This window comes from Bacillus sp. FSL W8-0848 (genome assembly GCF_038007805.1).
GTDB classification, from domain to species: domain Bacteria; phylum Bacillota; class Bacilli; order Bacillales; family Bacillaceae; genus Bacillus; species Bacillus glycinifermentans.
This window is the reverse complement of the sequence record NZ_JBBOYB010000001.1, coordinates 1391894-1413901: the sequence shown is the minus strand read 5'-3', so window position 1 is coordinate 1413901 and position 22008 is coordinate 1391894. Positions and strand designations below refer to the sequence as shown.

Here is a 22008-nt window from a genome sequence, read left to right as displayed (position 1 = left end):
CATTCCTCCTTGATATAAATCGGATAATGAGTGTTTCGATTCAGGCTTTCTAAATTCCTTCACCATGACAAAACTAGTGACCGTTCGGCATTATTCATCCCACTTCGTCCAGTTTGTCATCGTCCGCTTAAACAATGTCCACATTCCCGCTTTGTCCATGTCTTTTTCAGCGACAAGCGGGCTTTCATGCAGCACCTTTCCATCCTTTTTCAGCACGAGCGTCCCGAGCTCTGTCCCTTTTTTGACAGGAGCCTGGATATCCGTTTTCTTTTTGATTTCCTTCTTGACGGCTTTGATGTTTTCGCCTTTTTTCGTCAAAAGGGAAATCGGTTCTGAAGTAACGAGATTTATTTTCTGCTCGCTGCCCTTATTGACCTTTAATTCGGATATGACTTCATTCCGCTTGTACATTGGATGGGTTTCGTATTGGCTGAACGCATAATCGAGCATTTTGGTGATCTGCGCATTTCGCTCTTTCGGGGTACTGGCGCCGAAGACGACGGCGATCACACGCATATTTCCTTTTTTCGCGGAGGCCGTCAAACAGTACTTCGCTTCATTTGTGAATCCCGTTTTAACTCCGTCGACTCCCGGATAAAATTTGATCAGCCTGTTTGTATTGACAAGCCAAAACTTTTTATCGGTGTTTTTCCTTAAATAATCCTCGTACGTTCCTGTAAATTTCGTGACTTGATCGTATTTCAACAGCTCTTTCGCCATGACGGCCATGTCGTAGGCTGTGCTGTAATGGCCTTCTTTAGGAAGTCCTGTCGTATTTTTAAAAGACGTGTCCTTGAGGCCGAGCTCTGCGGCCTTTTCGTTCATCCTTTTTACAAATTCCTCTTCAGATCCGGCGATATGCTCTGCCATCGCAACAGAGGCATCGTTTCCGGAACCGATGGCGATGCCTTTCAGCATATCTTCGACAGTCATCTCTTCGCCGGGTTCAAGAAAGATCTGCGAACCTCCCATCGATGCGGCATATTCGCTCGTTCTCACCTTATCTTTCATTTTAATTTTTCCTTCATCAAGAGCTTCCATGATCAAAAGCATGGTCATCACCTTTGTCATGCTGGCCGGAGGAAGCTTTTCATGGCTGTTTTTGTCATACATGATCTTTCCGGTGTCCCGCTCGATCAAAACGGCGGATTTCGCTTCATGGGCAAGCTCCGATGTTTTCGTATTGCTTTTTTCCGCAAATGCGGCCGGCGCTGTCATAAGAATTATCGTAAAAATCATCAATGTGGATAAATGACGTTTCATCACCCAGACCTCCATTTCGTAATCCTCTCTATTTTTTCCAATAGAGGTGGATTTATACGGATGATTGGTAAAAATTTCTCCCCATACAAAAAAGCCAATACATGTCCTGGCTTCGGACATGTATTGGCTTTCATACGTGTACCTTATGTTACGCTATCTCGCCGATTTTCGCGACTGCGGCTTTGATGAGGCGCAAAAAGTCTGATTTTACTTTTTCGGTTACTTCCATGACTTCGTCATGAGACAGCGGCTGGTCCAAAATTCCGGCTGCCGCATTTGAAATGCAGGATATGCCGAGCACGCGGAGGCCGGAATGCCTTGCCACGATAACTTCCGGAACGGTTGACATTCCGACGGCATCAGAACCGATCGTTCTGAGGAAACGAACCTCGGCAGGCGTTTCATATGACGGACCGGAAACCGCGGTGTATACGCCTTCCTGAACCGGAATGTTCAGTTCTTCGGCCGTTTGCTTTGCCATGCGGCGAAGCTCTTTGTCATAAGCTTGCGACATATCCGGGAATCTGACGCCGAGCGCTGAATCATTCGGACCGATCAGCGGGTTTGTTCCCATATAGTTGATGTGATCGGAGATGATCATTAAGTCGCCCGGACGGAACGATTCATTGACACCGCCAGCGGCGTTCGTCACGATCAGCGTGCCGATGCCCAGCTCCTTCATGACCCTTACCGGGAACGTGACTTTATCGAGTTGATAGCCTTCATAAAAATGAAAGCGCCCTTGCATCGCAACGACCGGCACACCTTTCAGCGCGCCGATGACGAGCTGCCCTGCGTGTCCTTCAACCGTAGAAACCGGAAAATCCGGAATATCCTCATATTTGATCCGGACGGCATCTTCAATTTCATCGGCAAGCACGCCGAGTCCCGATCCCAATATCAGACCGACTGCCGGTTCGTGTTTTGCCTTGCTTTTAATATATTGAGCAGCGTTTGAAATCATCTGTTTCACGTCGTATCCTCCTATTTAAGCAGGGATAAAAAGCTTTTTCCGTACTTAGGCATTTTCGTTTTGAAATTGTCGGCGATCGTTGCCCCGATATCCGCAAACGTATCAGCGAGCGGAAGCTCTGCCGCGTTTTCGTTCTTTTTGCTGTATACAAGCAGCGGAACATATTCCCTCGTATGGTCCGTGCCATGGTGAATCGGATCGTTCCCATGATCGGCGGTGATAATCAATAGATCGTCTTCACGCATCTTTTCAAATACTTCCGGAAGGCGCGCATCGAACTCTTCAAGCGCTTTTCCGTATCCTTCAGGATCGCGGCGGTGTCCGAACAGCGCGTCAAAGTCGACGAGGTTGACGAAACTGATGCCGGTGAAATCCTGGCCGAGCGTCTGAATCAGCTTATCCATCCCGTCCATATTCGACTTGGTTCTGAGCGCTTCCGTGATTCCCTCGCCGTCATAAATATCTGAGATTTTGCCGATCGCAATGACGTCAAAACCGTCATCCTTCATTTCATTCATCACCGTTCTGTCAAACGGCTTCAGCGCATAGTCATGGCGGTTCGGCGTCCGCTTAAACTCGCCGGGCTTTCCGACGAACGGACGGGCGATAACGCGGCCGACCATATATTTTTCGTCAAGCGTCAGCTCGCGTGCGATTTCGCAGATATGATAAAGCTCTTCAAGCGGAACGACTTCCTCGTGAGCGGCGATCTGCAGAACGGAATCAGCAGAGGTATATACGATTAAGGCCCCCGTTTCCATATGTTCGGCGCCCAGTTCGTCCAAAATCGCCGTCCCTGAAGCCGGCTTGTTTCCGATTACTTTTCTTCCGGACCTTTTTTCAAGTTCCTGGATCAATTCGTCCGGAAAACCGTCGGGGAATACCCGGAACGGTTTATCTATGTACAGCCCCATGATTTCCCAATGACCGGTCATCGTATCCTTTCCGTTTGAGGCTTCCTTCATTTTTCCGTAGTAGGCGAGCGGTTGTTCAGCCCGCGGCACTCCTTTGATCTGGCGGATGTTGCTCAGCCCGAGCTTTGCCATGTTCGGCAGGCTGATGCCTCCCATGTGTTCGGCGATGTGGCCTAAGGTATCCGCCCCTTTGTCGTTGAATTTTTCAGCGTCCGGTGCCTCGCCGATTCCGACGGAGTCCATGACGATTAAAAAAACGCGGTTATATTGATATGCAGGCATTCTGACGGCCTCCTTCTTTCTTATGATCTTTAAGCTGACCTGTTTTCGCATGCTAGAAATAAATGCCGCTGTTAGTCAAGTATAAACCGTTTACACAACGGTTGACAACACGAACGGAAATAGTGAGAAACTTCCCGCAATTTTTGAAGTTTCAGGCAAATGAAAAACCGCGCTTCGCCTTTTTGGGGCTATGCACGGGGATGATATTGCTTATAGACGTCTTTCAGCCTTGTCTTTGTCACATGGGTATAAATCTGCGTCGTCGAAATGTCGGCATGTCCGAGCATTTCCTGGACGGCCCGCAAATCCGCTCCGTTTTCAAGCAGATGCGTCGCAAACGAATGCCTTAGCGTATGAGGGGTGAGTTCCTTCTGAATCCCTGCTTCCAAAGCGATTTTCTTTAAGTTTTTCCAAAATCCCTGCCGGCTCATCTGTCTGCCGTGATGGTTCAGAAACAGGGCGTCTTCCGTGTTTTTCTTAAGAAGTTTTCCCCTTGCCTTTTCGAGGTATTCCCCGATCGCATGCGAAGCCGTTTCGCCGAGCGGGACAATCCGCTCTTTTCTTCCTTTTCCGAAGCAGCGGATGAATCCCATTGCCAAATGCACATCGGCAAGCTTCAATTCGATCATCTCGCTGACGCGGATTCCCGTCGCATAAAGCAATTCCAGCATCGCTTTGTCACGATAGCCGAACGGAGTCGAAAGCTTCGGAGTCTCAAGAAGGGTTTCCACTTCCTGCAATGACAGCACCTTCGGCAGCGTCCGCTCCGTTTTTTGCGATTCGATGTGAACGGACGGATCCTGCGCCGTCACTTTTTCTCTCAGCAAAAACTGATGAAATGCCCGGATGGAAGCCAGGTGTCTGGCGATCGTCCTTCCGGATTTTCCGGAGTCTTTCAAATGCTTTAAAAACTGGATGATATGCAGCCTTGTCACTTCGTTGAGGGAGCCCAAGCCCTCTTTTTCTTCCAAAAAGGCGGCATAGCTGTTCAAATCCCGTTCATAGCTCACGACCGTATTATGGGAAAGCCCCCGTTCTACCACGGCATAGTGGATAAAATCTTTAATATGAACTTTCACGTTATCCTACTCCCCGTTTAAATAAAAAAAGATTAACCGGTTAAACCAGCCGTCCCGTTCGTCCCCGTCCATCGAGGCGACCTTGAGGGCGGCTCCTTCGGGTTTATCGTACCGATGATAGTTTTCATACTCTGAATTTATCCATATCATAGCATAATAAAACAAGACGGTAAAACCGGTAAACAGCACAAACACCTTGATCATGTCAGCGGCCGTTTTCAGCATTTTCATTCCTTTTCAGGTCCCTTCTATCGATTCGATTACTAAAACATATGCCAAATGAGACAAGTTTTATACGTATGAATCAAAAAAGAACCCGTTCGGGAAAGATTGAAAGGGTTCTCGCACATCCGGTTTACTCGGCTTCTTTTTGCTGACAGTCGTGGCAAATTCCGTGAAAGGTCAGCCTGTGATCTTTTATTTTAAATTTCCAATCCTTTTCAATGATGTCTTCAACGTCCTCAAGCAAATCTTCTTCGATTTCAACGACTGACCCGCATTCCATGCAGACAAGATGATGGTGGAAGTGGGCCGCTCCTTCCTTGCGAAGGTCATACCTTGACACGCCGTCGCCAAAGTTGATTTTATCCACTACTTTTAATTCGGTTAACAATTCAAGAGTTCGATATACTGTCGCAAGACCAATTTCAGGAGATTTCTCTTTTACGAGGAGGTATACATCTTCTGCGCTTAAATGGTCTTCCTCATTTTCAAGCAGCACCCTTACAGTAGCCTCGCGCTGAGGGGTGAGTTTGTAGCTGGAAGAATGCAATTGTTTTTTGATTCGATCAATACGTGTTTCCATTGACTTTCCCTCCTACGCCGCATTACCTAGCTTATTATAACAAAACGAGCGCGGAGAGCCAACTATAATTATTATAAATTGATAAACAAAATGAATATTTTTTAATAATGATTATAAATTAATTCGATTTGACCTGAATAAAATCGATCACCTTCTCCATTAACAGCGGCGAAAGGAAGGCTTCAAGAAAAGACGATATAACCGACATGACAAGAATCAAAACGAGTACGAAAGCATATCTGCCAAACCAGTGAACAGGCGCTTCCGTAAGGCTCCTTTTCACAAACAGCTGTCTGATAAGCCTCATGGAAAATGCGATGGCGCATGTGCCCATGATCAAGTATGCCGGGATCAGGAGAAGATTTTGCGGGAGCACGGAGACAAACGACAGGAAAAAACCGTTGATCCCCATTTGATTCACTAAAAAACCGACCGTAAAACCGACAACGATCCCTTTTAAAAAGACCATGATAAATATGACGGGCAGGCCGATGACCGAGATTCCGAGAATCCACATCAATCCAAGATACTTCATATTATGAAGAAGGCTCTGCAAAAACATGTCTTTCGAGCTTGCCGCTTTTCCTTGTGAGAGTTGTCCAAAAAATTGGTTCAAATAATAAAACAAATCTTCCTTTTGGCTGATCGTCATGCTGTTGACAATAACCGCACCGAAAATCACACCCATTAAAAATAATACGGAGACGAATAAATAGATCGACAAATGGTCTTTCATATGCTGAAATATAAGCTCTTTCATCGAGTGCTTCCGCATGTATCTTCCTCCCAGACGCGCTTTTGATTTTAATAGATTGTATGAGAGAAAAGAGAGCAGCATGACTTTTTTATATAAAAAAGGAAGGCAAAAAAGCGTCTGCCTTCCCAAAACCGTTTTCAGATGTTCGCTTACCCGCCGCCGTCGGTTTTCACCGTCTTATTAGCGGCCATTACAAACGGCAGGTAAATGATCGTTGAAATGGCTAGGCAGAGAAATCCGACGGCAAGCGCAGCCCAGTTCCCGCCCGTTCCGAGAAACGGAATCAGCGGTCCCGGGGTCGTCCACGGAACGGAATAGGCGATCGGCGGAATGATCTTAAAACTAATAAACAAATACCCGACTGACGTATTGACGGCCGGCACGATGATGAACGGAATCATAAAAATCGGATTTAACACAACCGGCAGGCCGAAAATGACGGGTTCATTAATATTGAACAGCCCCGGGCCGATCGAAAGCTTGCCGATGTCTTTATAATCCTTTCGCTTTGAAGCGATAAAGATCGCAATCAAAAGGCCGAGCGTCATCCCGGAGCCGCCGTAGTTGGCAAACGCATCATTCAGCGCCCATGTCGCCGGAAACGGAGCGTCCCATGCAGATCCTGTTTTCGCTGCAAAAGCAAGATTTTCGAGATTTGCTTCAGCAAAAATCGTTTCTCTGATCGCCGCAATCGTATTCGGTCCATGAATGCCGAAGAGCCACAGAAAATTGGCGACTATGCCGAGAAAAACAACCGTGAAAATGTTGGTCCCCATATCCCGTAAAGGCGCCTGCAGCAATGTATATACGAGTTCATGAAGCCCGTTTTTCGCAACGGACGTAAGAGCGAAGCTTACGATCGCAAAACCGATTGTGATGAAAATTATCGGAAACAGCACTTTAAACGTTCTGGCGACCGCCGGAGGCACCTGCGGAGGCATATGAATTTGCAGGCGCTTCGAATTGGCGAGCCTGCTGAATGCTTCGCCGACGATGATGCCGATGATTAAAGCGACGAACAGCCCTTGGGCGCCAAGCCATTTCATCGTTAAAAGGCTTTCATTGTCAATGAGCCGATACGGCGGATAGATGATAAAGTAGCATGACACTGCCGTCAGCCCCGAAAGAAGCTCATCGGCTTGCAATGAAATGGCGAGATTGCGTGCGACAAGGAATACGACAAAAACGGACATGATGTCAAGCGATCCCCGCAGAACAGGCGTAAAAACCGTCTGGTAATCGGCTAAATTCGGAAACAATTTGTCGAGAAATAAAATGTTGGCGATAAAACCGTCCGGAGACAAAATCGCAAAATTGAGCAACGTGATGATTGAGCCTGCCATGATAATCGGAAAACATAAAATAAAGGCGTCTCTGATCGCACAAATGTGCCGCTGTGAATTCAGCCTGGCCGCAATCGGAACCAAGAATCGCTCAACGGTTCGTTCAAATTTCTCCATAAATCCGCTCAAAATGACCCCCTCCTTTTATTTGATCAGCTGCAAAGCTTTCTCCAGTACAGCTTCGCCATTCATGGTTCCATAGTCCCTCATATCGATCACGGCTACGGGAACGTCCCCGGCCATTGATTCAACCTGAGATTTTTGATAGCGGACCTGCGGGCCCAACAGAACGATGTCGGCTTCGGCGGCCATCGTCCCGGCTTCTGCAACGGGCAGTGCCGTAATCTCAATTTCCTCTTCGAGCTGCTCAGCATGCTGTTTCATTCTGTTGACTAAGAGGCTTGTGGACATGCCTGCTGCGCAGACCAATAAGATTTTTTTCATTTGCAATCGATCCCTCCTTTTGTTTTACCGGGCGCCCGATATGGGAAACGCTTTCATTTCTCTTTCGGGAACTTGTAACCTGGTCTTTTATCCTATGATCAAAAGGGGCGGCTGTTTCTTGCAAAGCAAAAAATTTTTCGGACACCTTCTGATGATTTTTGGACAGCCTCTATAAACGCTCCCGGAAAAATTGTTCAGTTTATCCGATGTCATTCTAAGGTGACTGCGTTATATTTCATAGAAATATGTAGAACAGGGGGATGACAATGAACAAGGAAAACGCGCTAAGCAACAAAGATTTATTGCCGTTAGAGCCACAAGAACGAACATGGAAAGCCGTCAATTTCGCGTCGATTTGGATGGGCTGCATCCATAACATTCCGACATATGCCACGGTGGGCGGTTTAATTTCGATCGGGCTGTCTCCATGGCAGGTATTGGGGATTATTGCCGTGGCCTCTCTCGTCCTCTATGCCGCCCTTGCCCTGAACGGCCACGCAGGTGCAAAGTACGGCGTGCCTTTCCCCGTATTGATCAGATCTTCTTTCGGCATTTACGGCGCGAATATTCCCGCGCTGCTCCGCGGTTTTGTAGCCATTATGTGGTTCGGCATTCAAGCGTTTGCCGGAAGTACGGCGATTAACATCCTAATGCTGAATATATGGGGCGGCTGGAAAGACATAGGCGGAGATTGGAATCTGTTGGGACTTCATCTGTCAGGGCTTATGTCATTTATTTTCTTTTGGGGGATTCATCTGCTTGTGCTGCATCATGGAATGGAATCGATCAAAAAATTTGAAGTTTGGGCAGGACCACTGGTCTACCTCGTATTCGGAGGCATGGTTTGGTGGGCGGTCGATATTGCGGGCGGGCTCGGCCCCATTTATTCGCAGCCTGGAAAATTCGAATTAATATGGCCTTTCCTCGCCGGGGTGACGGGAATTATCGGAATTTGGGCGACGCTGATATTGAATATTCCCGATTTTACAAGATTCGCAACCTCCCAAAAAGAACAGATCAAGGGGCAGTTTTTCGGCTTGCCCGGAACGTTTGTGCTATTCGCATTCGCCAGCATTACAGTAACCTCGGGTTCACAGGTCGCCTTCGGAAAACCGCTGTGGGATGTCGTCGATATTCTGGCCCATTTTGACAATCCGTATGTCATCGCCCTTTCCGTCATTACGCTTTGCATCGCGGCGGTTTCGGTGAATGTGGCGGCAAACATCGTCTCTCCCGCCTATGATTTGGCCAATTTTTTACCAAAGTATATCGATTTTAAGCGGGGCAGCTATATCACCGCCGCTTTGGCCCTGTTTACGTTTCCGTGGAAGCTGATGGAAAACGAAGCAAGCGTGTTCTCGTTTCTCGGCACCATAGGCGGTATTTTGGGTCCTGTCGCGGGTGTAATGATTGCCGATTATTTCGTGATTCGAAAATGCACGATCCACGTCGACGAGCTGTATTCCGCAAGCGGGCGGTATATGTATTACAAAGGCTACAACTACCGGGCTTTCGCCGCTGTCGCGCTCGGGGCGTTTATGTCTTTAATCGGGAGCTGTATTCCCACGTTAAAGCCGTTCTACGATATATCCTGGTTCACGGGGGTAATTCTTGCATTTGGAACATATATCATCCTAATGCGCCTTCACCCGCCTCTGGCGGTGCACACCGAAACGGCCGAATACGCTGTCGGCGGCAAGATGTAAACATGCGGCTGCGGGACGAGCTCTCCGTTTTGAATTTACTTTTTTATATGTTTATAGGATAATAGGCGAAAATCAATACGGAGGGATCCCTTGTGAATCCTATTTTGCTCGATTTTCCGGACTGCTTTCAAACCGGGCGTCTGCTTGTCAGAGCGCCGAAGGCCGGTGACGGCAAAGCCGTTTGCGACGCGATCCGAACGTCTTTAGCTGAGCTTAAACCGTGGATGCCGTTTGCAAGAGAGGAACCGAAAGAAGACGAAGTCGAAATCAACATCAGGCGTGCCCAGGCTGATTTTATTTTGCGCAAAGACTTGAGGATGCACATTTTTCATAGGGAAACAGGCCGATTTGTCGGAAGCACAGGGCTTCACCGCATGAACTGGGAAGCCCGGAGGTTTGAGATCGGCTACTGGTGCAGCACCGCACAGGCGGGACAAGGATACATGACAGAAGCGATTCAGGGACTCATTGATTTTGCCCGTCGCCATCTCGGGGCAAAGCGGCTGGAAATATGCTGCGACAGCCTCAATCTGAAAAGCAGAAAAATGGCTGAGCGCCTCGGTTTCGAGCTTGAGGCCGTGCTGCGGAGCGATGACCTGTCGAACGACCGAAGCGAATACAGAGATACGTGTTTATATGCGGCCGTATTCTAAATCATCTTCAATATAAAAAAGGCTCGACTTTTTGTTGAGCCTCTTGTCGTTTGATTATGGTTTTCGCCAATATACCGAATAAGGATCGATGGAAACGAGGATCGATTCATCCAGGCCTTGTTCTTTAAGGAAATCGAGCACGGCAGCATGGCAGCCCTTTAGAGAGAAATCATCGATGATGACGAAACCGCCCTTTGATACTTTTCCGTACAAATTGGCCAAACTGTCCATTGTCGATTCATACATATCGCCGTCCAGCCGTAAAATGGCGAGCCGCTCAATAGGCGCCTCAGGCAGCGTATCTTTAAACCAGCCTTTCAAAAACTGAACGTTTTCATCAAGCAGATCGTATTTTTCAAAGTTGCGTCTTACTTCCTCCAGCGATACCCTTAAAAAATCAACCTCATGATGGCGGTCCCCCGTATCCTGGGGATATTTTTCGATATCCGGCGCCGGCAGGCCTTCGAACGAATCGGCCACCCATACCGTACGGCCGTCTTCTCCATGAACTTTTAAAAAGCCTTTCATAAAAATGCAGGCTCCGCCCCGCCATACGCCTGTTTCAATAAAGTCTCCCGCTATGTTTTCTTGTAAAACCGTCTCCATGCACATTTGCAAGTGATTCATCCGCACCCGGCCGATCATGCTGTGTGCAATCGGCGGCCAATCTGTTCCCGTTCTCCGCAATTCCGGATTTGGGACGACGCAGCGTACGATTTTCAAATCGTTTAACCCGGTTTCTTTTTGCAGCGATTCGGGGACAGGCACACCTGTCGGAATATATCGTTCATGCTCCTGCCAAATTTCGAATAAGACCGTTTTTTTTAACAGTTCGAGATACATTTGCTTTGCCTGGTCCATTCCATTTATGCCCCCTCGTGTTCAACATGTTCTTAACATGTTATGCCAGGGGCAAAAAACGCGTTCTGATGACGTCATCCAAAATACGGAAAATCATTGTTGCCTTGAGGTGCCGGAAAAGCTTTTGACCATGTCAACGTGAGGGATGCCGTCTTCCAGATAGACTTCCGATACTTCCTTAAACCCGAACGACCCGTAGAATGAACGCAAATAGTCCTGACCTTTAATTTTGACCGCTTTTTCTTTCCATTCGTTTTCCAAAAAGCTGAGGGCTTTGTCCAGAAGGGCCTTTGCATGGCCTTTTCCCCTGTCCCGGCTGCGGACGATGACGCGGCCGATCGATGCTTCATCATAAACCTCGCCGCTCCGAAACAGTCTGCAATAAGCCAAAATCGCGCTTCCTTCGGTCAGATACAAGTGATGCGCCTTTTGATCCATATCATCAAGCTCGTGGTAAGGACAGTCTTGCTCGACGATAAAAACGTCGATTCGGAGCTTTACGATTTGATACAGCTCTTCTTTCGACAATTCCTCAAACGATTTCAGTTTCCAGTCCATCTCGCTATCCCCTTTTTACTTTTCCGTAGGTTCCGCCGCCTCCGGCCTCAAGCTCCATGTCTCCCTTTCTCGCTTTGATCAGAAGCTTGGCCGTCTGCGGACGCAGCATGCCGAGAAGATCGTCTTCGGCCACATGATGAAGAATATTCATCTCGGTTCCGAAGGCCTCCTTCAGCTTCTCGATCGTTTTCGGACCGATGCCGGGAATCATCTGAAGCGGCACCTGGTGGATGTACGGCGGCCGCTTGACCGGGCTTTCGTCCTGATCATAAAGCTCCTCAAGGCGCGTTTTGACTCCTTTTGTAAATTTTGCGCTGCCGCACCCTTTGCACGCCTTCTCATCCGCCTCTTTCAGAAGGCCGCAAGATTCGCAGGTGGTTTGGTAATATTTTCCGAGCTCAGGATTCATCCCGTAGTTTGCGGCAACTGAGCGGCCCTCTTCGCCCTTTAACGCGAGCGAAAATTCTTTAAAACTCGCGTGCTTCATCAGCAGCTTGTTGTACTCCCTGCCGATTTTTCCGAGCGAATGGGCATCTGAATTGGTCAGGAAACAATAGGCGTTCAGCTCTGATACGTGCGACGCCATGTGCGTATCGCTGCTCAGCCCGAGCTCGACCGCATCAATCAGACATTCATCAAATACCTCTTTCAGAGACGACTTGACTCCTTTTCCGTACAAACTTTTATGGGGGGTAAAAATATGGGCGGGGATGAATAAGCCGCCGAGTTCTTTTACCGTTTGCTGAAGGCGGAGCCCTGTCTCATAGATGCGCTGTGAGCTGAGATGAATGTTCGTCACTCTTTTTGAAAGCCATTCGGAAAAGCGCTTCATTTTTTCGATCGTCGGCATGAATGCCAAAACGTGAATCGGACCGCGGCACTTCTCGTCATAAATCTCAATTTCCGCCCCGCAAAGCAGCACGGTTTCTTTATATTGGATGCCGCCGTCGGCAAGTTCGGCATAACGGCCGCTTGCCACCCCTTTTTCGATTTCGGCCAGCACTTCCGGCGAGTGGCAGTCAATAATGCCGATCAGCCCCATTCCTTTATGTTCGCTTGCTTCTATCAAAATCTCGTCAAGGGTAAGCGATCTGGCCGCCGTGATTTTAACCGGCCGGCCTGATTCGGTCTGCCCGATATGAATATGCATGTCTGCGAATATTTCTTTCATTTCTTCGCCTGCAGCGCTTCGCGCAGCTCTAAATACTGAATGGCATAAGCCGTTTTCGCATCGTAAATATCCCGGCTTTCCACAAGCTTCCGCGCGTCGGCAAGCGGCACCTCCATCACTTCGACAAATTCGTCTTCGTCAAGCTCCCGTTTTTCTTCAAGACGGGTCAGCTGTTCGGCAAAATACAGATGGACCAATTCGTCCGCAAACCCGGGAGATGTATAAAAAGCAGTGATTTTCTCTAGTTTCGCCGCCGTGTATCCCGTTTCTTCCTCAAGCTCTCTGAGGGCGGTATATTCAGGCTTTTCGCCTTTTTCGAGCTTCCCGGCGGGGATTTCAACAATCGTCCGTTCGAGCGCTTTTCTGTACTGTTTGACGAAGATGATGTTTCCGTCATCCGTCAGCGCCAAAACTGCCACGGCCCCCGGATGCTTTACGATTTCCCGCTTGCCCGTTTTGCCGTTCGGCAGTTCGACATCTTCAAGATAAAGATCGATTACCTTGCCTGAAAAAAGCTTTTCTTTTGAAATGGTTGTTTCCTCTAAATGTTTCAGTTTGATCATCTCCTACGTTCTGTTGCTGCTCTTTATCCCATACATTTTATCATACACCATCAAGGGAGGTGGCGCCATGAAGGTCTATCGCCTGCCGAACGGAATCGTGATGTCCGGAAAAGCGTGGGAAATCCGCGCCAAACTGAAGGAATACGGCCGGTTTTATCGATATGTGAAGGATTGGGTCATTTCCCCTTAGGCCGGGCTTTGACAAACATTTGGGCGATATGAAATCATACTCGTGAGTAACATTACTTGCGAGTATTATTTTTTTGGGGGGATTCTATTTTGAAATCCGGAAAAGGACGCAAAGGACAGGAGAGCCGGAAACGTTTGCTTAAAGCAGCCGCGAATGAATTTTCGCTTCACGGATTTCACGACACCAAGGTCAGTACAATTGTGAAAAGAGCCGGACTGACGCAGCCCTCCTTCTATCTTTATTTTCAAAGTAAAGATGCCATCTTCGGGGAGTTAATAACCGACTTCCACTCTCATTTGAAAAAGCTGACAAAGTCATTCCGCCTGGAACAAGGAATAAACCAAGAAGATGTGTCACAACGGGTTTTGACTGCGGTGGAAACCGTTTTCGCGTTCCTTGCTGCAGACCCGGATTTAACCCGGATCGGCTTTTTTCTCAATCCAGACGCTAAAAAGGTGAAGAGCGATTTGGCGATGGCTTTGAAAGAGAACTTGGAAGCGGAACAACAGCTCGGCTACTTTCGCCCCGAGCTGGACATGGAAACGGTTGCCGAATGTTTGATCGGCATGATTGAACATCTGACAGATTCTTATTTGCTTCCCGGGACGAGAGATCCGGCAAGTCTTGCAATGCAGGTTGTCGATCTTTTGATGCAAGGAATGCGGCCTGGGCAAGCTTCAGAGTGAGGTAAAGTGATACCGATTGTGATGAAAGCCTGTTTGGCAGCTTTTATGTTCACCGGAGGCGTGATAAAGATTTTGCATGTCCCCTTTCAAGTAGAACATTGGCGCCATTATCAATACCCATTATGGTTTCTTACGGTTACCGGCTGTCTCGAAATCGCCGGGGCGCTTATAATGGCATGGGGAATATGGAACCCGAATTTAGCTGTCGCAGCAGGGATATTGTTCTTCTTGCTTATGATGGGAGCGATCCATGCGCACATTTTCCGGGCCCGTCAATCTGTTTTCACGGCGATTCCTGCGGCGATTTGTTCCATTGCCTCCGTCATCATCGTGTTGCTTGAGCTGAATGCAGGCTTTTAACGATTGTTTCAAGTGCCGATTAGTTGAAAACTTCGCTCCTTTATATTACGTTCAGGTAGAAGGAAGAAAGGAGTGAAGCGCGATGAAAAAACGGACGCTTGGACAATCTGATTTAAAAGTGAGCGAAGTCGGCCTCGGCTGTATGTCTCTCGGCACGGAAAAACAGCGCGCCTTATCCATTTTGGATGAAGCGCTTGAGCTTGGCATCAATTATTTGGATACTGCCGATTTATACGATTTTGGGCTTAACGAAGAAATCGTCGGGGAAGCCATCAAGTCGAGGCGCAAAGACGTCATCCTCGCCACAAAAGCGGGAAACCGCTGGAAGGAAGGAAAGCCGGGCTGGTTTTGGGACCCTTCAAAAGCTTACATAAAGGAAGCGGTCAAACGCAGCTTAAAGCGTCTGCAAACGGATTACATCGACCTTTATCAGCTTCACGGGGGAACGATCGAAGACAATATCGATGAAACGATCGAAGCCTTCGAAGAATTAAAAGAGGAAGGCGTCATCCGTTATTATGGAATCTCTTCTATACGCCCGAATGTCATTAAGGAATATGTCAAAAAATCAAGCATCATCACCGTCATGATGCAGTACAGCTTATTGGACCGCCGCCCTGAGGAATGGCTTCCTATCCTTGAAGAAAACGGAATCAGCGTGATTGCAAGAGGACCGCTGGCTAAAGGACTCCTCACGGAAAAGCCCGTCTCCGAGGCAAACGCCGATATAAAGAGTAACGGCTATTTATCCTATTCGTATGAGGAGCTTGTCAAAACAAAAGCGGATATAGAAAAAACGGCGCCGGATCTGACCGCGACCGAAACCGCCATGAAATATATCCTCGCCCAGCCCGCTGTCGGCGCGGTGATCCCCGGGGCTAGCAAACTCGAACAGCTGAGGGAAAACGTCAAAGCCGCAAGTGCTCGCCCGCTGACGGAGCAGGAAATCAAAGCGCTTCGTTTTTACACGAAACGCGATGTGTATACGGCCCACCGCGAATAACAAACGGAAAGCACCGTCTCCCCTATAGACGGTGCTTATGCTTTCATTCGCAATCGGGATTTCCCTGTTGATGTTGGCGGCCCTCGTCATGAGTGGGATCGCATTGTTCGTAAACGGCACCATATATTTCTTTCATCATTCGTTGCCGCATTTTGAATCGGCGCGCTTCGTAACTATGCCTTCAATCTCATTCTTCCCGATCTCATCTGAAGTTATCTCTAACATAGCCGAGGACACCATCAACTATCCTAATGTAAGGATGACCTATTTTAGGCCGGCGAAGCGAAAAAGGCGCATACTAATCAGATGAGAACGTCTTCGGGACTGAAAGCGTTCCGTCATGGCTTCGCCGGGCGCCACACGGATCAAGGACGGTGAGTTTTCCTTCTACAATCCGGCTTATTTTTTACCTCCACGAGACCATATCACCACTGGAATTAGCAATAAGGACAAAATCCCTCCAGTAAAGGATAATGTCAGATAGCTTGAACCTGCCACAATCATTCCAGACAATGCTCCGCCAGCAGCTCCTGACAGCGCAATCAAAACATCCACTGTACCTTGAGTTTTAGCCCGTGTGGCAGTTTCAGTTGAATCAACAATAAGAGCGGTCCCGCTTATCAAACCAAAATTCCATCCCAATCCAAGTAAAGAAAGAGCAATTACGAGAAGGACCATAGAATCTCCTGGTGCAAATGCTGCTGTTAAACCTGCCAGAAGCAACGTAGTTCCAGAAGCAACAGCCATCGCTGTACGCCCCAGCTTATCAACAAGGACACCTGTAACCAGTGAAGGAAGATACATGGCGCCTATGTGAAAACCAATAACTAGACCTACTGCACCCAAGCCATGTCCATGATGCCTCATATGAACCGGTGTCATTGTCATAATAGCCACCATTACAATTTGAGTAAGAACCATAATCGTTGCACCGACGATTATGCCTCTTTTGTTTGCTGTATGTTCAGTTGTTGCTGAATGTCGTTTACCGCTGGGTTCTTGGCTGGTCGCTTCTATAGATCTTGCTATAACCAATGGATCTGGACGAAGCATGATGAAAAGGACAACACCTGCCAGGATATATGCTGCTGCTAAAATGAAAGGACCGGCAAGTGATGGAACACCAATAGAAAGAGCGAAATTACCCATCACATTGACTAAATTCGGACCTGCAACTGCACCAAATGTTGTAAACACCATCGTAATACTAACAGCAGTCGCCCGCTGTTTAGGATTTGCCAAGTCCGTACCTGCATAACGAGCTTGTAAATTTGTCGCTGTTCCTGCACCATAAATAAGCAATGAAGCAAATAACAGAAAAACACTGTTTATTAGTGCTGCAATGATGACTCCTATTGCTCCAAGACCGCCAATCATAAAACCGGCTGATAGACCTGTTCGACGGCCATAACGTTGAGAAAGTCTCCCAACAAATAATGCAGCTCCTGCCGACCCTAAAGTAAATAAAGCAGAAGGTACACCGGCAAATGCATCTGTACCAAGCATTTGCTGTGCAATAAGGGCACCGACAGTAACGCCAGCTGCTAATCCTGCACCGCCAAAAATTTGCGAAATACTTACAATGAATAATGTACGCTTGTATAACGTTTTTTGTTTTTCAGGAGAACGAATGTAGCTTTGTAACGAAGCTGTTTGGAAGTCTAATGATTTTACACTATCCTTTTGTAACATATTCTGACCCGCCTTTCGAAAACCTATTTCTATATCTAATCCTCCAACTTGATTTGGATCATCGTAACACGCGCAAAAAAACCATACAATAATATAATTGTATGGCAAACAATATTAGGTAAGATCGTTTAGCAAACGTGTAAGGATCATTAATCCCCGCTCCAGCTCTTCGAGCGTTTTTGGTGCGCATACAGAAACCCTTACAGCCCTTTCCGGACGACTATTTCCAACCACAAAGCGTTCAGCCGCATACACTTGCACTCCATGTTGTGCAGCTAATTTTTCAAATTCAGCACCTGTCATTTTACCTGGCAACAACAGCCAGCGAAAGATGCCCGTTTCAACACCTAAACATGTATATTCCGCAAAATATCGATTTACGATTTGGTTTCTGCGAATGGTTTGTTCCCGATGACCTTCAATTAAGACTTCAAATTGATTCGATACAATCGTACGTGCTGTAAGTTCTGATAACAGCGGGGAAACTGTTATATTTAAATTATAAAGCGCCTTCGAAATGGGTTCTTTAAATTGACCCGGCACTGCCACATAGGCTAGCCTCAACCCCGGTGCTAATGATTTAGATAAACTTGCAATATGGATAACCTGTTCCGGCGCAAATGATGCAAGTGCTGGAAGCGGATTTTTGCCCAGAAGATGGTACGATGCATCTTCAATAACAAACAGATTGTATTTCTTTGCAATGTCTGCAATCATCCTTCGATTCTCAACAGACATAAAGGAAGCTGTCGGATTATGATAATCCGGGATCAAATAAATGCCTTTAATATTTTCATTTTTACACGCATATTCAAGTGACTCCGGACTCATTTCATCATTCTCTGATTTTATCGGTACGATTTGCACACTAAGCATTGCTGCAACGGTTTTTAAGCCGGGGTACGTATGATGGTCAACACCAATGCGGTCTCCAGGCTTACAAAGACTCGCCAATGTAGCAGCAATCGCATTTTGCCCCCCGTTTGCAAATAAAATGCGGTCAACGGCTGTTTCAAACCCACCCCTTCGGATTAACTTTACAGCTGCATCCTTTTGCCAAAGGCTTTCGCCTGCCCGGCCATAACTAAACCATTTTTCATAATCAGTCTCTTGCACCATACTTTTTAGTTGGAGTAGCAGCGGCTCGTAAGAAGCATTATCTGGTAGTGTTGCTCCCATTTCAATTAAATGCTTCGGCTTTGTATCTTCAAGTAAATACGCATTCGATAACGCATCATACGATACAAAGGTGCCGCTTCCGACAGTTGCACTTAGCAAGCCCTTTAACTCGCAAACTTTAAACGCTTTCGAAATGGTACTTACATTTAAATCCAAATAATCGGCCAGTTCTCGCTGTGGAGGAAGTTTTGTTCCAGGTAATAAAACTCCGTCTAATATATCCTGTTCCAATTTCCCTGCAAGTGCTTTATAAATGGGCTTTTCAGTTTTATCAATCGATGGCTTCCAGCTCATCGGATAGTTTTCAAAAGAATTAAACGGCATGATATGCATCCTTTTTCACTCAATTATATGATTGTGTCGTTTATAAAACAATTTAACTTTCATATTTTATGCCTTTAGCTAATGTCAGAGTAGCGATTCTTTTGACTTTAATTTTTCGAAAACAGCTAAGCTGAGGCGTTCGGCTTGTTTCCTCCCCTCCTTCAAAACACGTTGGGATTCATCTTCGGATATGAGCGGGTTCATCAAAAGCGATATGCAGCATCAATTGACCAAGCTTGGATGGCACCGCGGCATTCTTTCGCATTTTTGCGATGGTTTTCCATATATGGATCATTTATAATTGTGCTGGCAATCTATTTTAAATAGAAAGGAGAACTGAGTTTGAGAGTATGGTATTTTATTTTGTCGGCAGGCATTTTAACTTGCATTATCATCGCCGCGGCTTTCGATAAGACACAGGCGAATGAAGAAGAACCGGCAAACTGCTTATATGTTTCTCCAAATGGAAATGATCAAAATGAAGGAACGAAAGAAAAGCCGTTCCGTACATTGGCGCATGCCGCAAAAGAAGCTGTTGCCGGCACAACCGTGCTGATTCGGGAAGGTACGTACAAAGAAACGCTTGACATAAAGCACAGCGGTACAGAGGGAAAACCTATTACGTTCCGCAACTATCAGAATGAACAGGCCGTGATTAAGGGAGACTTTGTTACGGGCGCGAAATACGAAACACCGTTAGTTCGCGTTCACAATAAACATTACGTTACAATCAGCGGTCTGACGATTCAGGATCTTTCTGTTTCATCTGAAGAAGCAACCGCCATGGGAATTTACGTTTCAGGCTCAAGCAGTCATATTACCATTAAGAACAACCATATCCGGGATATTAAGACAACGGCGGATGAAGGCAATGCCCACGGAATTGCAGTCTATGGAACCGGCAGTATGAAAGACATCAGCATCCAAGGCAATACGGTTGAAAAACTGACGCTCGGAGCGAGTGAAGCAGTAGTCCTGAACGGAAACATCGACGGTTTCACGATCAGCGGCAATGTGGTCCGTGACAATAACAACATCGGTATTGATCTTATCGGCTATGAAGGAACTGCGGATCAAAACGATTATGCGCGAAACGGCGTCATCGAAAATAATACGGTTTACCGCAACTCAACTTACGGAAATCCTGCTTATGGAGATGATTACTCAGCGGGCGGAATATATGTCGATGGAGGAAAAAGCATTGAAATTAAGAACAATACCGTTTACGAAAACGATCTCGGTATTGAAGCAACGTCTGAACATAAAGGGAAATACGCCGAGGATATTCACATAACCGGCAACAAGGTGTATCAGAACGCTTATACCGGCATTTCAATCGGCGGATATGACAAAAACCGTGGAGGCACCGTCAATTCTGTCATCGCCCGCAATATTGTTTACCGTAATGACACCAAAGGGCTGTATGGCGGGCAGCTGCTGCTTCAGCACGATACAAAAAACAACAAAATTGAAAAGAATATCGTAACGGCCGGCGATTCGCGATTATTTATCGTAAACGAATTTTCGACAAATGAAGGAAATACGGTCAACCATAACGTTTATCATAAAGAAGCTGGAGAAGACGGATTATGGATGTGGAAAAAGAAGGAGTACGACTCATTTTCCTCATATCAAAAGACAACCGGCAATGATCTTGGCTCTATTTATGCCGATCCGATGTATCGCGACGAAGAGTCTTATGATTTTACGTTAGATCCGGATTCACCGGCTCGATCCGTCATTGAGTAAAGCACATGTTGTAAAAAACAGCGTTCTATTCCGGTTAACGGAGAACGCTGTTTTTTCTTTACACCAATTGATCGAAAAGCTCCAACGCCGCGACAAGGCCGGCCTGGTGTTTTACTTATACTGCCTCCAGTCGAGCGCGCTCTCATTCAGCAGCTCCTCGAAGCTCTTGTTTTTCTCCTTTTCTTTCCGCTGCTTGATGAGGCGTTCCCTCTCACTCGCTTGTCTCTTTTCGCCTTCTTCCTTTAGCTCTGTTTTCATTTGCTGAAGCTTTTGCTTTAAATCATCGGCGAGCGCGTCCTTCAGCTGCTGTTTATCTGATGTTTCATGTTTTTTCTTTCCCACGCCATTCCCTCCGTTCATCCGGTTTGTGATGTTAGTGTATCAGGAAGAAACGGATTTTCTCAAGCAGAACACTTGTACATCAGCGCCTAAAGCTTGGGCATTTTCACTTTTGATGTGCTAAGATAGACGACAGAAGCTTCATTTTAAGGAAAGGAAGTAAACCAGGGATGTTCATTTGGCTTGCTGCTCTCGGAGCGGTGCTGCTATTTCTTGCTGCACTCGGAATATTTTTTACGAATCAGATCATGTATATTAAAAAACGGACCGATCAATTCATTATCGAGCGGGAAACGGCGGAAGGACATTATGCCGAAGAGGCGTTTCAAGCCCTTCCGAAAGAAGAGGTTACCCTTTCCTCACCATTCGGCTACGAGATTAAAGGGTACTATGTCCATCCGAACAAGACGAAGCATACCGTCATTATTTGCCATGGGGTGACCATGAATCTTTTGAATTCGGTTAAATATATGAATCTGTTTTTGGAACTCGGCTGGAACGCCCTTATCTACGACCACAGAAGACACGGGATGAGCGGCGGGAAAACGACGAGCTATGGTTATTATGAAAAAGAAGATTTAAAAACGGTCGTCAATTGGCTGAGGAAACGGAATGGAGATGAGGCCGTCATCGGCATTCACGGCGAATCAATGGGTGCCGTGACAACGCTTCTGTACGCGGGAATGGCCGATGCCCGCGCCGATTTTTATGTGGCTGACTGCCCGTTTGCCACGTTTGAAGACCAGCTGATTTACCGGCTGAAGGAAGATTTCCGCCTTCCGGGGTTTATCTTGCCGCTTGCCGACGTCTTTTTGAAATTCCGGGACGGCTATCGCATCAAAGATGTCTCTCCTATGGCCGTCATCGACCGGGTCGAAAAGCCCGTTTTATTCATCCACAGCAAAGACGACGATTATATACCGGCACAGTCAAGCGAATTGCTCTATGAGAAAAAAAGAGGAAAGAAAAAGCTGTACATCGCGGAAAAAGGCGCACATGCGATGAGTTATTCACAAAACCGGGACGACTACAAACAAACGGTGCGGGAATTTCTTCAGGAAGCGGCACCGGACGCGTATAAAAAAGGCGAACTGGGATAGCAAGCCCGTTCGCC

At 46.9% G+C, this 22008-nt stretch carries 24 protein-coding genes; 8 read left to right on the top strand and 16 right to left on the bottom strand.

Going from position 1 to position 22008, the window contains the following annotated elements:
* Nucleotides 1–90 precede the first annotated feature (90 nt).
* From NSQ39_RS07340 to NSQ39_RS07300, 9 genes are all read right to left on the bottom strand, one after another.
* A complete protein-coding gene (locus NSQ39_RS07340; protein WP_175077061.1) occupies nucleotides 91–1263 on the bottom strand; it encodes a D-alanyl-D-alanine carboxypeptidase family protein in 1173 nt (390 codons plus the stop codon).
* A 148-nt stretch (nucleotides 1264–1411) separates the two neighbouring features.
* The gene (locus tag NSQ39_RS07335) at nucleotides 1412–2227 is read right to left on the bottom strand and encodes a purine-nucleoside phosphorylase (protein WP_202049420.1); all 816 of its coding nucleotides are present in this window, start codon (nucleotides 2225–2227) and stop codon (nucleotides 1412–1414) included.
* Nucleotides 2228–2247: 20 nt separating this feature from the next.
* Nucleotides 2248–3432 carry a phosphopentomutase gene (gene deoB, locus NSQ39_RS07330; RefSeq protein WP_046129800.1) on the bottom strand — a complete coding sequence of 395 codons (1185 nt, stop codon included), beginning with the start codon at nucleotides 3430–3432 and terminating at the stop codon, nucleotides 2248–2250.
* A gap of 188 nt (nucleotides 3433–3620) precedes the next feature.
* The gene (gene xerD / locus NSQ39_RS07325) at nucleotides 3621–4511 is read right to left on the bottom strand and encodes a site-specific tyrosine recombinase XerD (protein WP_046129799.1); all 891 of its coding nucleotides are present in this window, start codon (nucleotides 4509–4511) and stop codon (nucleotides 3621–3623) included.
* A 6-nt stretch (nucleotides 4512–4517) separates the two neighbouring features.
* The gene (locus tag NSQ39_RS07320; RefSeq protein WP_046129798.1) at nucleotides 4518–4742 is read right to left on the bottom strand and encodes a YqzK family protein; all 225 of its coding nucleotides are present in this window, start codon (nucleotides 4740–4742) and stop codon (nucleotides 4518–4520) included.
* A 124-nt stretch (nucleotides 4743–4866) separates the two neighbouring features.
* Complete coding sequence (fur, locus tag NSQ39_RS07315) at nucleotides 4867–5316, bottom strand: ferric iron uptake transcriptional regulator (protein WP_048352871.1); 450 nt, start codon at nucleotides 5314–5316, stop codon at nucleotides 4867–4869.
* A 118-nt stretch (nucleotides 5317–5434) separates the two neighbouring features.
* Entirely contained in the window at nucleotides 5435–6091 is a 657-nt protein-coding gene (spoIIM, locus tag NSQ39_RS07310) for a stage II sporulation protein M (RefSeq protein WP_046129796.1), read from the bottom strand.
* A 131-nt stretch (nucleotides 6092–6222) separates the two neighbouring features.
* The gene (locus NSQ39_RS07305) at nucleotides 6223–7533 is read right to left on the bottom strand and encodes a PTS sugar transporter subunit IIC (protein WP_236809848.1); all 1311 of its coding nucleotides are present in this window, start codon (nucleotides 7531–7533) and stop codon (nucleotides 6223–6225) included.
* A 27-nt stretch (nucleotides 7534–7560) separates the two neighbouring features.
* The gene (locus NSQ39_RS07300) at nucleotides 7561–7860 is read right to left on the bottom strand and encodes a PTS sugar transporter subunit IIB (RefSeq protein WP_046129916.1); all 300 of its coding nucleotides are present in this window, start codon (nucleotides 7858–7860) and stop codon (nucleotides 7561–7563) included.
* A gap of 260 nt (nucleotides 7861–8120) precedes the next feature.
* Here NSQ39_RS07300 and NSQ39_RS07295 point away from each other — a divergent pair, with 260 nt between their 5' ends.
* The gene (locus NSQ39_RS07295; RefSeq protein ID WP_175077058.1) at nucleotides 8121–9566 is read left to right on the top strand and encodes an NCS1 family nucleobase:cation symporter-1; all 1446 of its coding nucleotides are present in this window, start codon (nucleotides 8121–8123) and stop codon (nucleotides 9564–9566) included.
* Between the two features lie 92 nt (nucleotides 9567–9658).
* On the top strand, nucleotides 9659–10219 hold the full coding sequence (locus NSQ39_RS07290; protein WP_175077057.1) for a GNAT family N-acetyltransferase: 561 nt from the start codon (nucleotides 9659–9661) through the stop codon (nucleotides 10217–10219).
* 54 nt (nucleotides 10220–10273) lie between these two features.
* Here the strand turns inward: NSQ39_RS07290 and NSQ39_RS07285 are convergent, their stop codons facing one another.
* The 4 genes from NSQ39_RS07285 to NSQ39_RS07270 form a co-directional block, all read right to left on the bottom strand.
* On the bottom strand, nucleotides 10274–11080 hold the full coding sequence (locus tag NSQ39_RS07285; protein WP_175077056.1) for a TylF/MycF family methyltransferase: 807 nt from the start codon (nucleotides 11078–11080) through the stop codon (nucleotides 10274–10276).
* A 93-nt stretch (nucleotides 11081–11173) separates the two neighbouring features.
* Nucleotides 11174–11638 carry a GNAT family N-acetyltransferase gene (locus tag NSQ39_RS07280; RefSeq protein ID WP_175077055.1) on the bottom strand — a complete coding sequence of 155 codons (465 nt, stop codon included), beginning with the start codon at nucleotides 11636–11638 and terminating at the stop codon, nucleotides 11174–11176.
* A 4-nt stretch (nucleotides 11639–11642) separates the two neighbouring features.
* Complete coding sequence (locus NSQ39_RS07275; RefSeq protein ID WP_335497548.1) at nucleotides 11643–12809, bottom strand: TIGR00375 family protein; 1167 nt, start codon at nucleotides 12807–12809, stop codon at nucleotides 11643–11645.
* A complete protein-coding gene (locus NSQ39_RS07270; RefSeq protein ID WP_099047111.1) occupies nucleotides 12806–13363 on the bottom strand; it encodes an NUDIX hydrolase in 558 nt (185 codons plus the stop codon). Before NSQ39_RS07270 ends, NSQ39_RS07275 begins: the two co-directional genes overlap by 4 nt.
* Nucleotides 13364–13439: 76 nt before the next feature.
* On the opposite strand from NSQ39_RS07270, the gene mciZ reads away from it, so the two are divergent.
* The 4 genes from mciZ to NSQ39_RS07250 all read left to right on the top strand — a co-directional run bounded on the left by mciZ (nucleotide 13440) and on the right by NSQ39_RS07250 (nucleotide 15611).
* Nucleotides 13440–13562, top strand: a complete 123-nt coding sequence (gene mciZ / locus NSQ39_RS07265) for a Z-ring formation inhibitor MciZ (protein WP_046129790.1) — start codon at nucleotides 13440–13442, stop codon at nucleotides 13560–13562.
* A gap of 89 nt (nucleotides 13563–13651) precedes the next feature.
* Nucleotides 13652–14248: a TetR/AcrR family transcriptional regulator gene (locus tag NSQ39_RS07260; RefSeq protein ID WP_046129789.1), complete on the top strand. Its 597-nt coding sequence runs from the start codon at nucleotides 13652–13654 to the stop codon at nucleotides 14246–14248.
* A 6-nt stretch (nucleotides 14249–14254) separates the two neighbouring features.
* Nucleotides 14255–14608 (top strand): DoxX family protein, encoded by a 354-nt coding sequence (locus NSQ39_RS07255; RefSeq protein WP_099047057.1) that lies wholly within the window; start codon nucleotides 14255–14257, stop codon nucleotides 14606–14608.
* An 82-nt stretch (nucleotides 14609–14690) separates the two neighbouring features.
* A complete protein-coding gene (locus tag NSQ39_RS07250) occupies nucleotides 14691–15611 on the top strand; it encodes an aldo/keto reductase (RefSeq protein WP_046129788.1) in 921 nt (306 codons plus the stop codon).
* A gap of 399 nt (nucleotides 15612–16010) precedes the next feature.
* On the opposite strand, the gene NSQ39_RS07245 is transcribed toward NSQ39_RS07250, so the two are convergent.
* Entirely contained in the window at nucleotides 16011–17303 is a 1293-nt protein-coding gene (locus NSQ39_RS07245; RefSeq protein WP_341014430.1) for an MFS transporter, read from the bottom strand.
* Nucleotides 17304–17417: 114 nt separating this feature from the next.
* On the bottom strand, nucleotides 17418–18806 hold the full coding sequence (locus tag NSQ39_RS07240) for an aminotransferase-like domain-containing protein (protein WP_046129786.1): 1389 nt from the start codon (nucleotides 18804–18806) through the stop codon (nucleotides 17418–17420).
* Nucleotides 18807–19148: 342 nt separating this feature from the next.
* Between NSQ39_RS07240 and NSQ39_RS07235 the strand changes: the two genes are divergently transcribed.
* Nucleotides 19149–20555, top strand: a complete 1407-nt coding sequence (locus tag NSQ39_RS07235; protein ID WP_065894573.1) for a right-handed parallel beta-helix repeat-containing protein — start codon at nucleotides 19149–19151, stop codon at nucleotides 20553–20555.
* Between the two features lie 111 nt (nucleotides 20556–20666).
* On the opposite strand, the gene NSQ39_RS07230 is transcribed toward NSQ39_RS07235, so the two are convergent.
* Nucleotides 20667–20915 (bottom strand): YqkE family protein, encoded by a 249-nt coding sequence (locus tag NSQ39_RS07230; protein WP_046129784.1) that lies wholly within the window; start codon nucleotides 20913–20915, stop codon nucleotides 20667–20669.
* A 149-nt stretch (nucleotides 20916–21064) separates the two neighbouring features.
* On the opposite strand from NSQ39_RS07230, the gene NSQ39_RS07225 reads away from it, so the two are divergent.
* Entirely contained in the window at nucleotides 21065–21994 is a 930-nt protein-coding gene (locus NSQ39_RS07225) for an alpha/beta hydrolase (RefSeq protein WP_046129783.1), read from the top strand.
* Nucleotides 21995–22008 lie beyond the last annotated feature (14 nt).

Coding starts and splice junctions, on each gene's coding strand:
- NSQ39_RS07280 (WP_175077055.1), bottom strand. CDS start 11,638: ATGGACTGGAAACTGAAATCGTTTGAGGAATTGTCGAAAGAAGAGCTG.
- NSQ39_RS07305 (WP_236809848.1), bottom strand. CDS start 7,533: ATGGAGAAATTTGAACGAACCGTTGAGCGATTCTTGGTTCCGATTGCG.
- NSQ39_RS07295 (WP_175077058.1), top strand. CDS start 8,121: ATGACAATGAACAAGGAAAACGCGCTAAGCAACAAAGATTTATTGCCG.
- NSQ39_RS07285 (WP_175077056.1), bottom strand. CDS start 11,080: ATGGACCAGGCAAAGCAAATGTATCTCGAACTGTTAAAAAAAACGGTC.
- NSQ39_RS07245 (WP_341014430.1), bottom strand. CDS start 17,303: ATGTTACAAAAGGATAGTGTAAAATCATTAGACTTCCAAACAGCTTCG.
- NSQ39_RS07225 (WP_046129783.1), top strand. CDS start 21,065: ATGTTCATTTGGCTTGCTGCTCTCGGAGCGGTGCTGCTATTTCTTGCT.
- NSQ39_RS07340 (WP_175077061.1), bottom strand. CDS start 1,263: ATGAAACGTCATTTATCCACATTGATGATTTTTACGATAATTCTTATG.
- NSQ39_RS07300 (WP_046129916.1), bottom strand. CDS start 7,860: ATGAAAAAAATCTTATTGGTCTGCGCAGCAGGCATGTCCACAAGCCTC.
- spoIIM (WP_046129796.1), bottom strand. CDS start 6,091: ATGCGGAAGCACTCGATGAAAGAGCTTATATTTCAGCATATGAAAGAC.
- deoB (WP_046129800.1), bottom strand. CDS start 3,432: ATGCCTGCATATCAATATAACCGCGTTTTTTTAATCGTCATGGACTCC.
- NSQ39_RS07230 (WP_046129784.1), bottom strand. CDS start 20,915: ATGAACGGAGGGAATGGCGTGGGAAAGAAAAAACATGAAACATCAGAT.
- NSQ39_RS07240 (WP_046129786.1), bottom strand. CDS start 18,806: ATGCCGTTTAATTCTTTTGAAAACTATCCGATGAGCTGGAAGCCATCG.
- NSQ39_RS07320 (WP_046129798.1), bottom strand. CDS start 4,742: ATGAAAATGCTGAAAACGGCCGCTGACATGATCAAGGTGTTTGTGCTG.
- NSQ39_RS07275 (WP_335497548.1), bottom strand. CDS start 12,809: ATGAAAGAAATATTCGCAGACATGCATATTCATATCGGGCAGACCGAA.
- fur (WP_048352871.1), bottom strand. CDS start 5,316: ATGGAAACACGTATTGATCGAATCAAAAAACAATTGCATTCTTCCAGC.
- NSQ39_RS07250 (WP_046129788.1), top strand. CDS start 14,691: ATGAAAAAACGGACGCTTGGACAATCTGATTTAAAAGTGAGCGAAGTC.
- NSQ39_RS07335 (WP_202049420.1), bottom strand. CDS start 2,227: ATGATTTCAAACGCTGCTCAATATATTAAAAGCAAGGCAAAACACGAA.
- mciZ (WP_046129790.1), top strand. CDS start 13,440: ATGAAGGTCTATCGCCTGCCGAACGGAATCGTGATGTCCGGAAAAGCG.